General features: G+C 73.1%; 12 protein-coding genes. 8 read left to right on the forward strand and 4 right to left on the reverse strand.

All coding sequences use genetic code 11. The annotated features are described in order from the left end of the window. Positions 1-12 precede the first annotated feature (12 nt). Positions 13-3,228: a tetratricopeptide repeat-containing protein kinase family protein gene (locus tag ABZX85_RS15425; RefSeq protein WP_355867429.1), complete on the forward strand. Its 3,216-nt coding sequence runs from the start codon at positions 13-15 to the stop codon at positions 3,226-3,228. Positions 3,229-3,288: 60 nt separating this feature from the next. After that, positions 3,289-3,954 carry a TetR/AcrR family transcriptional regulator gene (locus tag ABZX85_RS15430; RefSeq protein WP_355867431.1) on the forward strand — a complete coding sequence of 222 codons (666 nt, stop codon included), beginning with the start codon at positions 3,289-3,291 and terminating at the stop codon, positions 3,952-3,954. Positions 3,955-4,060: 106 nt separating this feature from the next. Here the strand turns inward: ABZX85_RS15430 and ABZX85_RS15435 are convergent, their stop codons facing one another. Next, positions 4,061-4,663: a hypothetical protein gene (locus tag ABZX85_RS15435; protein ID WP_355867434.1), complete on the reverse strand. Its 603-nt coding sequence runs from the start codon at positions 4,661-4,663 to the stop codon at positions 4,061-4,063. Between the two features lie 209 nt (positions 4,664-4,872). Here ABZX85_RS15435 and ABZX85_RS15440 point away from each other — a divergent pair, with 209 nt between their 5' ends. The 5 genes from ABZX85_RS15440 to ABZX85_RS15460 all read left to right on the forward strand — a co-directional run bounded on the left by ABZX85_RS15440 (position 4,873) and on the right by ABZX85_RS15460 (position 9,179). Then, complete coding sequence (locus tag ABZX85_RS15440; protein WP_355867437.1) at positions 4,873-5,031, forward strand: hypothetical protein; 159 nt, start codon at positions 4,873-4,875, stop codon at positions 5,029-5,031. Positions 5,032-5,147: 116 nt separating this feature from the next. Beyond that, a complete protein-coding gene (locus ABZX85_RS15445) occupies positions 5,148-5,906 on the forward strand; it encodes a nuclear transport factor 2 family protein (RefSeq protein ID WP_355867439.1) in 759 nt (252 codons plus the stop codon). 221 nt (positions 5,907-6,127) lie between these two features. Next, positions 6,128-7,096 (forward strand): D-alanyl-D-alanine carboxypeptidase family protein, encoded by a 969-nt coding sequence (locus ABZX85_RS15450; protein ID WP_355867442.1) that lies wholly within the window; start codon positions 6,128-6,130, stop codon positions 7,094-7,096. 48 nt (positions 7,097-7,144) lie between these two features. Next, the gene (locus ABZX85_RS15455; protein WP_355867445.1) at positions 7,145-8,080 is read left to right on the forward strand and encodes an LLM class flavin-dependent oxidoreductase; all 936 of its coding nucleotides are present in this window, start codon (positions 7,145-7,147) and stop codon (positions 8,078-8,080) included. A 52-nt stretch (positions 8,081-8,132) separates the two neighbouring features. Next, positions 8,133-9,179 (forward strand): S66 peptidase family protein, encoded by a 1,047-nt coding sequence (locus ABZX85_RS15460; protein ID WP_355867447.1) that lies wholly within the window; start codon positions 8,133-8,135, stop codon positions 9,177-9,179. Here ABZX85_RS15460 and ABZX85_RS15465 read toward each other — a convergent pair. Next, the gene (locus ABZX85_RS15465; protein WP_355867920.1) at positions 9,130-10,071 is read right to left on the reverse strand and encodes a bile acid:sodium symporter; all 942 of its coding nucleotides are present in this window, start codon (positions 10,069-10,071) and stop codon (positions 9,130-9,132) included. The two genes, ABZX85_RS15460 and ABZX85_RS15465, sit on opposite strands and share 50 nt — an antisense overlap. Before the next feature lie 104 nt (positions 10,072-10,175). Beyond that, positions 10,176-12,320 carry an MMPL family transporter gene (locus tag ABZX85_RS15470; protein ID WP_355867449.1) on the reverse strand — a complete coding sequence of 715 codons (2,145 nt, stop codon included), beginning with the start codon at positions 12,318-12,320 and terminating at the stop codon, positions 10,176-10,178. A gap of 99 nt (positions 12,321-12,419) precedes the next feature. On the opposite strand from ABZX85_RS15470, the gene ABZX85_RS15475 reads away from it, so the two are divergent. Further along, on the forward strand, positions 12,420-12,746 hold the full coding sequence (locus ABZX85_RS15475) for a helix-turn-helix transcriptional regulator (protein ID WP_355867451.1): 327 nt from the start codon (positions 12,420-12,422) through the stop codon (positions 12,744-12,746). A gap of 22 nt (positions 12,747-12,768) precedes the next feature. Here the strand turns inward: ABZX85_RS15475 and ABZX85_RS15480 are convergent, their stop codons facing one another. After that, positions 12,769-13,401 carry a permease prefix domain 1-containing protein gene (locus tag ABZX85_RS15480; protein ID WP_355867454.1) on the reverse strand — a complete coding sequence of 211 codons (633 nt, stop codon included), beginning with the start codon at positions 13,399-13,401 and terminating at the stop codon, positions 12,769-12,771. Positions 13,402-13,590: the final 189 nt, after the last annotated feature.

Genomic DNA, 13,590 nt, shown 5'->3' on the forward strand with positions numbered 1-13,590 from the left:
GTGCTCTCACGCGTGACGCAGATCCTTGCCGCGAGCGGCGCGGACGTCTCCCACGAGGAACTCCTCGACGCGCTGTGGCTCGCCCACCGGCTGCCCCGGGACGCCGCGCCGCTGGCCCGCGCCGCCGGCGTACCCGTCGCACCGCCGGCCCAGGACGCCACGCCCCACCCCGCCGAACCGACGCCACCGCGGCCCGGTACGCCGCCGCGCCCCGACCCGGCCCCCGCACCACCCGAGCGGCCCGAACCCGCGCGACCGGTCACGGCCACGGACGACACCGGGCAGGCACCCCCGGCCACGGCCTCGTCGCCCGCACTGCCCGTCCGCACCCCCGAGACCCGCCTCACCGGCTCCGGCCAGCTCCACCTCGGCAAGGCGCTGCGACCCCTGCGGCAGCGCTTCCCCGACCGGCGCCGCAGCGAACTCGACGTGGCACGGACGGTCGCCGCCGTCGCCGACACCGGCGTCGCCGAGACCGTCACCCGTCCCGTGCGCACCCGCTGGCTCACCCTCGCCCTCGTCATCGACGACGGCGTCTCCATGGTCCTGTGGCAGCGGCTCGCCGCCGACGTCCGCAGGCTCATGGAACGCGCCGGGGCCTTTCGGGACGTGCGCGTGTACGGCCTCGACACCCGGGGCGCCGTCCCCGCGCTGCGCACCAGGCCCTTTCGGCCGCGTGGCCGCGCCCTCACCCCGAGGACGCTGTGCGATCCGAGCGGGAACACGCTCGTCCTCGTCGTCAGCGACGGGGTGGGCCCGGCGTGGCGGGACGGCGGGATGCGGGACGTCACGGACCGGTGGGGGAGCTGCGGTCCCGTCGCGATCGTCCACGCGCTGCCGGGCCGGCTGTGGGCCGGTACCGGGATCGACGTACGCCACGGCCAGGTCACCACGTACCGTCGGGGCGGCCCCACCCGCGCCTGGTACGCCACCGACCCCGACCTGCCGCCGGGGCTCGCCCCCTTCGACTCCGTCCCCGTGCCCGTCCTCACCCCGACCCCGCGAGCCGTCGGCGAATGGGCGCGGCTCCTCGCCTCACCGGGCGGCACGGCCTCGCTCCCGCTGTGGGAGGGCGGCCGAACTCCCGTCCCCCGTACGGCCGTCGAAGCGCCGGACGGCGACGAGGTGCTCCGCTTCCGCGAGGCCGCGTCCACCGAGGCGTACCGGCTCGCGGCCCACGTGGCGGCCGTCGCCCCCGTCACGCCGCCCGTGATGCGCCTCGTGCAGCACGCCCTCGGCGCACCGACGGACTCCGGGCACCTCATGGAGGTCTTCCTCGGCGGCCTGATGCACGAGGTCCGCGAACCGCACGACACCGAACTGCTCCCGCACCACCGGCGGTTCGACTTCACGGGCGAGGCCCGGCGGGTGCTCCTCGGCGTGGTGTCCCCGGCGGAACTGCTGCGCACCAGCGAGGCCGTCACCCGGGACATCGAGGACGCCGTCGGCCACGCGCCGGTCTTCCCCGCGTGGGTCGGCCATCCCGACGGGACGGCCGTCGTCGACGACACGGGACGCTCCTTCGGCTGGCTGCGGGAACGGCTGCTGAACCGGCTCGGGGTCTCGACGGGGGGCGAGGAGCCGCTCACCGCTCCGGACGGGTGGTGCGCCCTGTCGTCCGACGATCCGCAACGGCTCGGGCGGTTCCGGCTGTTGTGGCGCAGGGACCGGGTCGGGCGGCTCGTCACGATGTACCTGGCGCAGGGCGAGGACGGCCGGCTCGTCACGGTCCGCACCCCGGTGGCCCTGTACACCGACGATCCGATGGCCGCGCTCGAACTCGTCCGCGCGGAAGCGGAGTGCCTGCGCAGGCTGGACGGCGGCTACGCCCCCGCCCTGGTCGACGTACAGGCCGACGAGGGCGGCGGACCGCCGTGGATCGCCGCGGAGCTGGTCGACGACGGGGGCGCTCTCGCCCCCAACCTGGGAGACGTCCTCGCCGGTCACTGGGGAGCCGTTCCCGAACAGGTCTTCCTCCAGATCGGGTTGAGTCTCTCCTGGGCCCTCGCCCACGTCCACGAACTCGGTCTCGTCCACGGCTCCCTCGCACCGAGCACCGTGCTCGTGACGGACGGCAGCGTCCGGCTGATCGGCTGGATGACCGCCACCGTGGACGGGATCGGCACCCCGCGCCGCGACCTTCTGCCGCTCAACGCCGCCTACCTGGCGGCGGGGGCGAGCGGACCCGCGCTCACCCCCGAGAGCGACATGTACGCCGCCGGCTCGCTGCTTCTGAGCCTGCTCGCCGGGGAGCGGACGGACCCCCGGTCCGGCGCGGACGGCAGCCTGCGGATCGACTCCGCGCTCCTCGTGACCCTCCGGCACTGTCTGGCGTCGGAGCCTCTCATCAGGCCGACCGCCAGGGATCTGGTGCGGGCGTTCACCGCCGCGTTCGAGCAGCGGCCGAGCACCCGCACGGCCGAGGACCTCCTCGACCGCCTCTTCGACGACATCCAGCGGCTGGAGCCGTTGGCCCGGTCGGATCTGATCAGCCACGGGCCGGCCCTCGCCGGCCGTCTGATGACGTTCTCCAACCACCTCGCCTTCCTGGGGCGGCTGGAGGAGTCCCTGTCCCACGCCGAGCAAGCCGTCGGCGTCTACCGGGAGTTGGCCGCGGGGGCTCCGCAGGAGCACACCCTCGGTCTGGGCGCGGCCCTCAACAACCTGTCCGTGCGGCTCGGGGAGTCGGGCCGCGCGGAGGAGAGTCTCGCGGCCGTCTCCGAGGCGGCGCGGCTGTACGAGGCGACGACCCGACTCGACTTCGCCCCCGGCCTCTCGATGATCCTCAACAACCTCTCCCACCGGCTGGCGGCGGCCGGGCGCCGGGAGGAAGCCCTCGCGGCGGCCGAACGAGCCGTCGACTTCGGCTCCGACGAGGAGCTGGCCCGCGCGTGGACGACCCTCGGCAGCCGGCGGAACGAACTCGGCCGAAGGGAGGACGCCCTGGACGCCCTCCTGAGGGCCACGGCCATCCACCGCGGACTGGAACGACGCGTCTCGACGGACCACGCCGTCGCCCTGAACAACCTCGCCGTGCTGTACGGCACTCTCGGCCGTCACACGGACGCGCTCAACTCCCTCGACGCGAGCGACTCGCTCCAGGCGCGCGTGGGCAACGACCCCCAGAACGCCCTTCCCCAGATCCGCACCCAGTCCGCACGCATCAGAGCCTGGCTCACCGGCCCGACGCCCGAACCGAGGCCCGCCTTCGACCCACCTTCAATCTGACACGTGTCAAGTAAGGTGGATGGTGAGAGGCCCCGGCACGGCCGAAGGAGAGGCGCGACGATGGAGACGACAGACGAGACCGTCCGACGGCCGGGCCGCCCCGGCACCGAGACGCCCGCGGTGCCCGACGAGGAGAACATCCTGCTGCGCGGCCTCGAAGCCTTCGCGGAGCTGGGGTACGAACGCGCCTCCGCGCGGGAGCTGGCCCGTCGGCTCGGCGTGAGCCACAACTTCATCAACGACCGGTACGGCTCCAAGGCCGCGTTCTGGCGGGCCGTCGTCGACGCCCCGCTGAGGGCGCAACTGGAGAGCGTGCCCCGGGCGGACCCCGACGCCGACGACGCCGAGAACCTGCGCCGGACCGTCGCCGGTTTCTACCGGGCCGCAGCGCAGACTCCGCTGATCGGGCGGGTCTTCGTGGACGAGTTCTCCCGCGACACCGAGCGCCTCGACCACCTCTACGAGAACTACCTCGCCCCGATGCTCGGGACCATGATGCCGAGTATCGACCGCCTCGTGGCCTCCGGGGCGATGGCGCCCGTCCCGATGGACGTGCTCTTCTACGCCGTCGTACCCCCCGTCTCCGGCATGGTGGAACTCCCCCTGGCCCACCGCCTGGGCCGCGCCGCCGCCGGTTCTCCGGAGCAGCGCGCCGCCACGGCCGAGTCGCTCGCCCGGATCGTGGTGAACGGCCTGCTGTCGACCGGCTCGGCACCGGCCGCCTGAGAGGCGCGTCGAGGAGGAAGGGGGGGGTGGCGAGGGACGGACCCGGCTTGGCCCGCCCCTCGCCGTGCGAGGCAGGGGGGTGTTGCCCCGCGTCCTGGGGGAGCCGCTACGACGCGATCCTCCGCTTGAGCTGCGCCACCCCGGTCCTGATCCGCTGCTCCGCCCCGGCCCGCCTGCTCTCCCGCCGAGCCCTCACCTCGTCCCCCCGCATCCGCTCGGCGGCGTCCTCCATCGCCTTCAGCTCGGCTCGGACGCTGTCCGTCGGCCTCCGCTCCAGCACCGCGTCGTGCCGCATCGCGAGGACGTCCAGCGCCTCGGTGCCGTGCTCGACGACCTCGGCCAGGACGACCGTCCCGCCGGGCGGCAGGTGCGGGGTGAACCCGCCGACCGCCTCCGTGGCCTCCTCGGCCCGCCGGTAGCCGTGACCGCCGCCGATCACCGCGCCGATGCCCCAGCCCATGAGGACACCGAGCGGGCCCCCGAGGATGCCGACCAGGGAGCCGATCACCCCGCCGACGGCGAGGCCCTGCTCGGCGTCGGTCTCCAGCCCCTCGGGGACGCGGACCGTGCCGTCCGCCAGCCGCTCGACGAGGACGGCGCCGCGCACCTCGGCGCCGGCCGGCGGAAGGTGCTTGAGGTCGCTGAGGGCCTGGTAGGCGGCGGCCCGGTCGGTGAACCGGAGGGTGATGGCGTTCTCGTTCGTGGTCATGTCGTGCTCCTCAGGGGCGTTGCCCATTACCTTCCAAGTGGAGCCCGGTTTGGGCTCGTGGCCTCCGGGGCGGCCCGCTCCGCGAACAGCTCCTCGTCCACCTGGACCAGCAGGCCGAGTGGCTCAACCAGCCGATCTCCGCCTCGGTCATCGCCACCGTCATCGACCGCTCGGAACGCGACCCGGGCGTACGGCGGCTGCGGGAGGAGATGTTCGGGCAGGCCGACGACCACCTCGCGGGAGTCCTGGCCGCCCAGATCCTCGGCCCCCTCCTCTTCAAGCGGTTCGTGCTCGGCCAGACCCTCGACAAGGACACCGTGACGCAGGTCGTGGACGCCGCGCTCGCGCCCTGGCTGCCCACGCCCTGAACGCCGCCTGTCCCCTTTCTACCGTCATCGTTCCCGACTGCACCGTGCCCCCGTCCCGGCCCCCGGACAGGATGAAACGCAAGCAAGTGCCGGAGTCCGCAGACAGGAGAGGTGCCATGGGCAACAAGGAGATCGTGCTGAAAGCGGTGGGGGAGCTGTTCGGGGACAAGGACCCGAGCGCGGTGGACCGCTGGGTGGCCGCCGACTACCGTCAGCACAGCAGCCTCGCGGCGGACGGCCCCGAGCCGCTGCGCGCACTCGTGGCAGGGCTGGGGGAGGACTTCCGGTACGAGGGCGCCCGGGTGATCGCGGACGGCGACCTGGTCGCGCTGCACGGCACGTACCACGGCTTCGGCCCTGCGCCGCTGGTCGCCTTCGACCTGTTCCGCGTCGACGCGGACGGCAGGCTCGCCGAGCACTGGGACGCGCTGACGCCGGTCGTCGCGGTCACCGCCTCCGGACGCACCCAGACCGACGGCCCCGCCGCCCCCGCGGACCTCGACCGGACCGAGGCGAACCGCGCGCTGGTCGCCGAGTTCGCGGAGAAGGTGCTGAAGGGCGCCGACTACTCCGTGCTGACGGACTTCATCTCCACGGAGACCTACCACCAGCACAACCCGGAGGCCGCCGACGGCCTCGACGGCTTCGGCGCCGCCGCCGGGAAGTGGGCCGAGCAGGGCAAGAACCTGGTCTACAAGACGGTCCACCGGGTCGTCGCCGAGGGCGACTTCGTGCTGGTGCAGTCGGAGGGCGAGTTCGGGGTCGCGGTCGCCTACTGGGACCTGTTCCGGGTCTCCGGCGGGAAGATCGTCGAGCACTGGGACGTCATCGCCCCGATCCCGGCCGAACTCCCGCACGCCAACGGCCTGTTCTGAGAGGCGGAGGCGTCCCGGCCGCGGACCTTCACCTGTCCGTTGCCTGATCTGTAGCGGATTTTCACCGGCTCTGGCGTGTGGGTGTGCGCAACTGCGTTAGGTTTCAAGGAGTTTGAAGGCTGGGCGGGGGGCGGCGGATGTCCGGACCCTCTTCGAGGGCTCCGAACTGCCGCACCCCCCACCGCCGCCGCCTCCGCGGCGGCGCCCAGAGAGGAAACTCCATGCAGGACGCGCACGGCGAGCCGGCCCCGGGACGACACCGCAGGACCCGCAGCCGCCGGGGATTCCTCGGGCTCGCCGCCACGGGCGCCGTCGCGGGCGTGGCCGGGATCGGCCGGCAGGCGTTCGCCGACACGGCCCCGCCGCCGCGGAAGTTCACCTCGCAGTGGGCCATAGACCGCCGCCGGTTCCAGGTCGGGCGCGTCCTGGCCGCCGCCGCCCCGGCGGACGTCGCGTCCTGGATAACCGGCTCGGGCACCGCGCCCGGCGACCTCAAGGCGGAGATGGAGGCACAGGTCAACGGCCTGGCCGACGAGGCGGCGAGCGGCACCGGGACCGCACGGGGCGACGTCGTCGTCTCCTGGGTGCGCGCCGCCGCCACGCAGCGCTCCATATGGGACCGCAAGTACGACTTCCTGCGCACCGGTTCGGGCGGCGCCGGTACCTTCGGGATCATCACCGACGAGATACGCGCCAAGTACCCGGCAGAACTGGGCACGGACCCGCAATGGGACCCCGACAAGGACTCCCACCGGACGGTCTGGGAGTCCTCCCTCACCTCCGACGAACGCCAGACCGAGATACTCCGCACCTCCACCGCCCCCGGCGTCTCCCGCCACCACCTCGGCTCCGACGCCGACTTCTTCGACACCACCCCCCAGGACTGGAACGACGGCGGCCCCCAGACCGACCACTACGCCTGGCTGCGCGCCAACGCCGCCCGCTACGGCTTCCTCCAGACCTACACGGCCGACTCCGCCCAGAACTCCCCGGCCATCAGCCAGGAACGCTGGCACTGGTCCTACGCCCCCGTCTCCGAGGCCGTCCTGCGCTTCGTCCGCGCCAACGAGCCCCTCGTCGACGACGCCCTCGCCGGACTCTGGAGCTACGACCCCGCCCGTTACACCTACATCAAGGCGAACTGGCGCAACTACATGTTCCATGTGAACGAGAAGGCGTACTTCGCCTGACCCCGAACCGGCAACGGGGACGGGGACGGACAGTGACAGGAGAACACCATGATCGGCGTAGTCATGCCCCGGGACCTCGCGGCCGGGGACGTCGTCGCGTTCGCCCGGCGGGCCGAGGAGCTGGGGTTCGGGGAGCTGTGGGTGGTGGAGGATCTGGGGTACCGGGGCGGGGTCGCGCAGGCGGCGACCGCGCTCGCCGTGACGAGCCGACTGCGGGTGGGGATCGGCCTGTTGCCCGCCGGCGCGCGGAACGTGGCGTTCGCCGCGATGGAGATTGCCAGTCTCGCGCAGCTGCATCCGGGCCGGGTCGACGTGTCCGTCGGGCACGGGATGCCCGGCTGGATGCGGAGCGCGGGTGCCTGGCCCAGGAGCCCGCTGACGTTCCTGGGGGAGTACATCACCGTACTCAAGCGGCTGCTGGGCGGGGAGAGCGTCGACCACGACGGCGAGTACGTCCGCCTCGACGGCGTCGGGCTGCACGAGACCGCCGTTCCCGAGGTGCCGCCCGCCCTCCTCGCCGGGGTCCGCGGACCCAGGTCCCTCGCACTGTCGGGCCAGGTGGCCGACGGCACGCTCCTCGCGGAACCGGTGTCGCCGGAGTACGCGCGTGAGGTGCTCAAGCACGTCTCACCGACCCGCCCGCACCGCCTGGTCGCCTACAACCTCGCGTCCGTGCACCCCGATTCCGCCACCGCCCTCGCAGCAGTCCGCCCCGCCCTGGCGGTCGTCGGCGAGCCGGACTGGCGCCCCCACGTCACCCCGCTGCCCTTCTACGACGACCTCCTCGCCCTGCGCCGACGCGCCACCAGTGACGAGGAGTTCACCGACTCCCTCCCCGACGAATGGGTGCGCCGACTCGCCGTGACCGGCACGCCCGAGGAAGCGCGGGCCACGCTGGGCGAGTTGTTCGACGCCGGGGTCGACAGCGCCGTCCTCATTCCGGTGGGCGAGGACGCGCTGGAGGCGTTGGGCGCGGTGGTGTGAGGGCGCGGTAATTGCGTGGTGCGCCGGTGAGAGGGGTGGGGATACTGCGGCGGTGACTGGATCTCTGCCGCTGCGTCCCCGCGCCCTGAAGCCCGGGGACCTTGTCGTCGTCGCGTCGTTGTCCGGGCCGCTGCACGCCGTGTACGAGGCGGATCTGGGGCGCGCGGTCGGGGTGCTGGAGGGGATGGGGTTCCGGGTGCGGCGGGCGCCGTTGCTCCGGGTGGGGCGGGAGAGGTGGTGGGGCGCGGCGGCTCCGGGGGAGATCGCCGCGGAGTTCAACGCGCTGCTGCGTGATCCGGAGGTGCGGGCGATCGTCGCGCACGACGGCGGGCAGAACGTGTTCGGATACCTCGATCTGATCGATTTCGACGCGGTCGCCGCCGACCCGAAGCCGATCCTCGGGTACAGCGACATCTCGCTGCTGCACCTGGTGCTGTACGCGCGGACCGGGCTGGTCGGGTTCCACGCCGACCTGGCCACCCCCGGGTTCGGCGGACAGTGGCAGACGGTTCCGACGGAGCGCCGGGCGCTGCTGGAGGGGCTGTACGCGACGCTGCTGACCGGCGGCCGGGCGATCGGGGCGCTGCCGGTCACGCGGTCGTGGGAGTGCTGGCGGGCCGGCCGCGCCGAGGGGCCGCTCATCGGCGGGGTGATCAACCGCGTCGCGCTCGTCCAGGCCACCCCGTACGCGCTGCCGCTCGAACGGTTCGACGGAGCCGTGCTGTTCTGGGAGGAGACGGGCGGGCAGGCGTCGTACGTGTGGACCTATCTCCAGGTGCTGCGGCACGCGGGGGTCCTCGACCGGATCTCCGGCATGGTCGTCGGCGTCCCGCACGCGATCGACGGGCTCGGGACGGCCGCGGGGTCCGGCACCGCCCCCACCCTCGCCGAGATCGTCCTCGACGTCCTCGGCGACCGGGACATCCCCGTCCTCGGCAACGTCGAGTTCGGCCACGCCGGTGCGAACCTGCCGATGCCGGTCGGCGTCCGGGCCGCGCTCGACGCGGGGGAGCGGAGCCTGTCGCTGCTCGAACCGGCGGTCCGGTCCGTCAGCGCAGGAGCCGGGGAACGGCCCGGACGTACACCACCATCCCGATGACCTCGACGAGCGTCTGGGCCACGACGACCACGGCCGCGACCGCGAACGTACCGGGCAGGGAGAGGGCCAGGGGCAGGACGACCAGGGAGTTGCGGGTGGCGCCGGTGAAGACGATCGCGCGCCCGTCACGGGTGCCGAGGCGGAAGAGCCGGGCGACCGCCAGCCCGGCGAACGGCATCACGACGAGGAACGCCACGTAGAACGGCACGACGCGGACGACGTCGTCCAGTCGGCCCGTGCCGTCGAGCTTCGGGACCTGGGAGGCGACGACCGTCAGCAGGGTGGCGACCATGAGGGGGACCATGGCCGTCCCCGCGGCGTCCGAGACGCGCCCGCCCGCCGGGCGCCGGGCCGCCCACGCCTGCGTGAGCCAGGCGAGCGCCAGCGGGACGACGATCAGGACGAGGAACGCCTCCACGAAGGGGCCGGTGTCGACGACCTTCGCGAGATCCGGCCCCAGGAAGAGGTACAGGTACCCCGGCAGCAGCGCCATCTGCGCGAGCAGCAGCAACGGCGTCGCCGCCAGGAGCCGTTCACCGCTGCCGCCCGCGAGACCGCTGAAGACGATGACGTAGTCGACGCACGGCGCGAGCAGCACCAGCAGCACCCCGAGGCGTACGGCCCTGTCGCCGGGCAGCAGGCCGAACATCGCCGCGACGACGAGGGGCACGACGACGAAGTTCACGACGAGCGCCGCGCCCAGGAAACGCCCCGCCCTCAGCGAGCGGAGCAGTTCGGCGGCCGGTACCTGGAGGAACGTCACGTACAGCAGGGCGGCCAGCACGGGGTTGATCGCGTGCTCCAGACCGGGCCCCGCGCCGGGAGCCGCCAGCCCGAGAACGCCGCCGGCGGCCAGGGCCCCGACGTAGAGGGCGACTTGATGGCGTTCCATACCGGTGACCAGGGCGGGGAGGGAAGGCAAGGGGTGGCTCCTGAGGGTGGGGCAGTGGTCCCGACCGTAACGCGATGCGCGGGCCGGGACGCACCGCCCTCCCGTCAGTCGTGCTCGATCGCCACCCGGGGCATCCGCTTCGCCAGCCCCTCCGGAAGCCACCAGGCCCGCCGCCCCAGCAACTGCATGACCGCCGGGAGGATCAGACAGCGGATGATCACCGCGTCCACGAACACCGCCACCGCGAGCCCGAACCCGAACTGGGTCAGCATGCGGTTGCCGCTGAACATGAACGCCCCGAACACGACGATCATGATGGCCGCGGCGGCGGTGACCACCTGCCCGGTCGTCGCGAGACCGTGCCGGACGGCCTGCGCGGCGTCCTTCCCGCGCTCCCACTCCTCGTGCATCCGCGACAGCAGGAACACCTCGTAGTCCATGGACAGCCCGAAGACGATCGCGAAGATCATGACCGGGACGTACGCCTCGATCGGGCCCTTCTCCACGCCCAGCGCGCCGTTCTGGAAGACCAGCGTCATCACCCCCATGGCGACCCCCACGCTCAGCAGGTTGAGAGCGGCGGCCTTCAGCGGGATGAGCAGCGAACGGAACACGAGCAGCAGCAGGAGCATCGACAGGCCCACGACCAGCGCGACGAACGCGGGCAGCCGGTCGGCGACGGCGGCGGAGAAGTCCTCGGTCGCGGCCGTGGAGCCGCCCACCAGGAACGTCGCGTCGGTGTCCCGCGCGACGGACGGCAGGACGTCGTCCCGCAGCCGGTTCACGAGGTCGCTCGTCGCGGCGGCCTGCGGCGCGGAGTCGGGGAAGACGATGATCGTCGAGAGCCCGTCGCCCGCGGACTGCGGGGGCAGCGCGGCGGCCACGCCCTCGGTCTCCGCGAGCGTCGTCCGCGCCCGCCCGGCGGCCGTCGCGTCGCCCTCGGCGACCACGATCAGCGGCCCGTTGAACCCGGGGCCGAAACCCTTCGCCAGCAGGTCGTACGCCTGGCGGCTGGTCGTCGACGCGCCGTCCGTGCCCGCGTCGGCGAAGCCCAGGCGCATGTCCAGCGCGGGCAGCGAGAGGGCCGCGAGGAGCGCGGTCGGGACGAGGGCGGCGGCCCAGGCACGCCGCTGGACGGCACCGGTCCAGCGGCTCCAGCGGTCCCCGCCGACGGACGCCCTGGCCGCGTTCTTCTCCGCACGCCGGCGGACCTGCTTCTCGACGCGGGCGCCGAACATCCCGAGGAGGGCCGGCAGCAGGGTCAGCGACGCGACCATCGTGAGCAGCACGGTCAGCGCGACCGCCACGGCCACGCCCTGGAGCGAGCCGAGCCCGAGGACGACGAGCCCGAGGAGCGCCACGATGACCGTGCACCCGGCGAAGAAGACCGTACGCCCGGCGGTGTCGATCGCCTTGACCGCCGCGGACTCCCGGTCGGCCCCGGCGGACAGCTCGCCCCGGAAGCGCGAGAACACCAGCAGCGCGTAGTCGATCCCGACCCCGAGGCCGACCAGCATCATCAGCGGCGCGGTGAAGTCGGCGATCGTCGCGACGTGCGAGGCGAGGATGATCAGGCCGAGGGTCGTGCCCACGGCGAAGAGGGCGATCGCGACCGGCAGGACGGCGGCGAGGAACGAGCCGAAGAGCAGGACCAGGATCACCAGCGCGGCCATGATGCCGATGCCCTCGGCGGCCCCGCCGTCCTCCCCCTGCGCGTCCCGCACGGCGTCGCCCGCCAGCTCCACCTTCAGGCCGTCGCCGTCCGCCTTCTGCGCGGTGTCGATGATTTTGCGGGTGTCGGCGGGCGGGATCTCCTCGGCCTGCTTGTCCAGCGCGACCGTCGCGTACCCGATCGTGCCGTCCTTCGACACCGCCTCCGCGTTGTCGAAGGGGCCGACGACGCCGACGACATGCGGCTGTTCGCCGACGGCGGCGAGCATCGACTCGACGCGCGCCCGGGCCCCGCTCAGGCCGTCCTTCGCCTCCACCACGATCGTCACCGACGCGCCCGCCTGCGACGGCGCCCGCTTCTCCAGGAGGTCCAGCGCCTTCTGCGACTCCGTGCCCGGGAGGCTGAAGTCGTTGCGATACGCGTCGCCGACCGCCTGCGACCCCAGGCTCACCGCCACCAGGACGACGACCCACCCCACCAGGGCCCACCACCGACGGCGGTAGGACACCTGCGCCAGACGCTCGAAGACACTCCGCTGCTCCGACGCCTCGGTCCGACTCTGCTCGGGCGCTGCCATCAGCCCGACCTCCCCTGATCACCTGAAGAAAAACGAACGCGATAGATAGAACGCCTACATGTAGACACTCAACGCTAACACGTCATGTAGATTGTCTACGTGATGTCAGAAGCGCTACGGGGTCATCTGGACGCGCTGATCCTCGCGGTCCTCGAAAAAGAGCCCCTGCACGGATACGCCGTGATGGAGGCCCTCCAGGTGAGCAGCGGAGGCGCCCTCGACCTGCCGACGGGCTCGCTCTATCCCGCCCTGCGCAGACTGGAGCGCGCCGGGCTCGTGGAGAGCGAGTGGAGCACCGTCGGCGGCCGGCGCCGCCGCACCTACCAGCTCACGGCCACGGGCAGTCGCGCGCTGGCCAAGGAGCGCACGGAGTGGCGGGACTTCTCGACCATGGTCGAGGGCATCCTGCGGCCCGGGACGGCCTGAGCGCCGTATACCCGAGGGCCGCTCAGGCGGCGGTCAGGCAGCGGCGGCCCGCGACGGCGACGGCCGCCAGCGGCACACCGAGCAGCAGAGCCGTCGTCGGCAGCCCCGCCGGACCCAGCAGCGAGTGCGCCGCCGGATTGTACACCGTCAGCAGCCCGCCCAGCACGGCGAACACCCCGCAGACGGCGAACGCGAAGAAGCCGGCCGCCCGCACCAGCCGCCGGTACGCGCTCAGCCCCCGCAGGCCCGTCGCCACCACGATCGTCAGCGCCAGCACGATCGCACCGCCCCCGGCCCACCCCACGACGGCGTCCGCCGTGCCGTAGACCCCGCCGGCGCCGCCCTTCGCGTTCTGCCCCGCCAGACTCAGCAGCCACCACACCACCGGCTGCGCCAGCAGCACCCCGCAGATCAGCAGCGCCGTACGCCGCCCCTGCGCGAGCGCCAGCTCGGCCTGGAACTCCGGCGCTATCCGCTCCACCGCCCCGAAGTCGGCCACCGCGCACCGCTCCGCGCTCGCACGGTCGAGACCGCTCTCCTCGTATGCCTCGGCCGCGTCGGTCAAGCCGTCACGCGCCTCCGCGAGCATGTCCGCCTTGACCGCCCGCGGGCCGCGCAACGCCCTGTCCAACTCGGCGACGTACTGCTCGATCACCCGGATACTCCCTGCCGCGTGCGATTCCCCTTCAGCATAGGGACGCCCGTCCCCCGGAAGATCGGGGAAGACCCTGAGACATCCCTGATCCCAGAATCCTCCCCCTGAGCGCCACTCGCCCCCGGGAACGGGCCCCACATCCGTACGCCGCCCCGGGAGCGATGAGTTCCGGGCGGGGCGGGAGTCTCT

The sequence above is a fragment of the Streptomyces sp. NPDC004539 genome (assembly GCF_040610055.1).
In the GTDB taxonomy this organism is placed as follows: domain Bacteria; phylum Actinomycetota; class Actinomycetes; order Streptomycetales; family Streptomycetaceae; genus Streptomyces.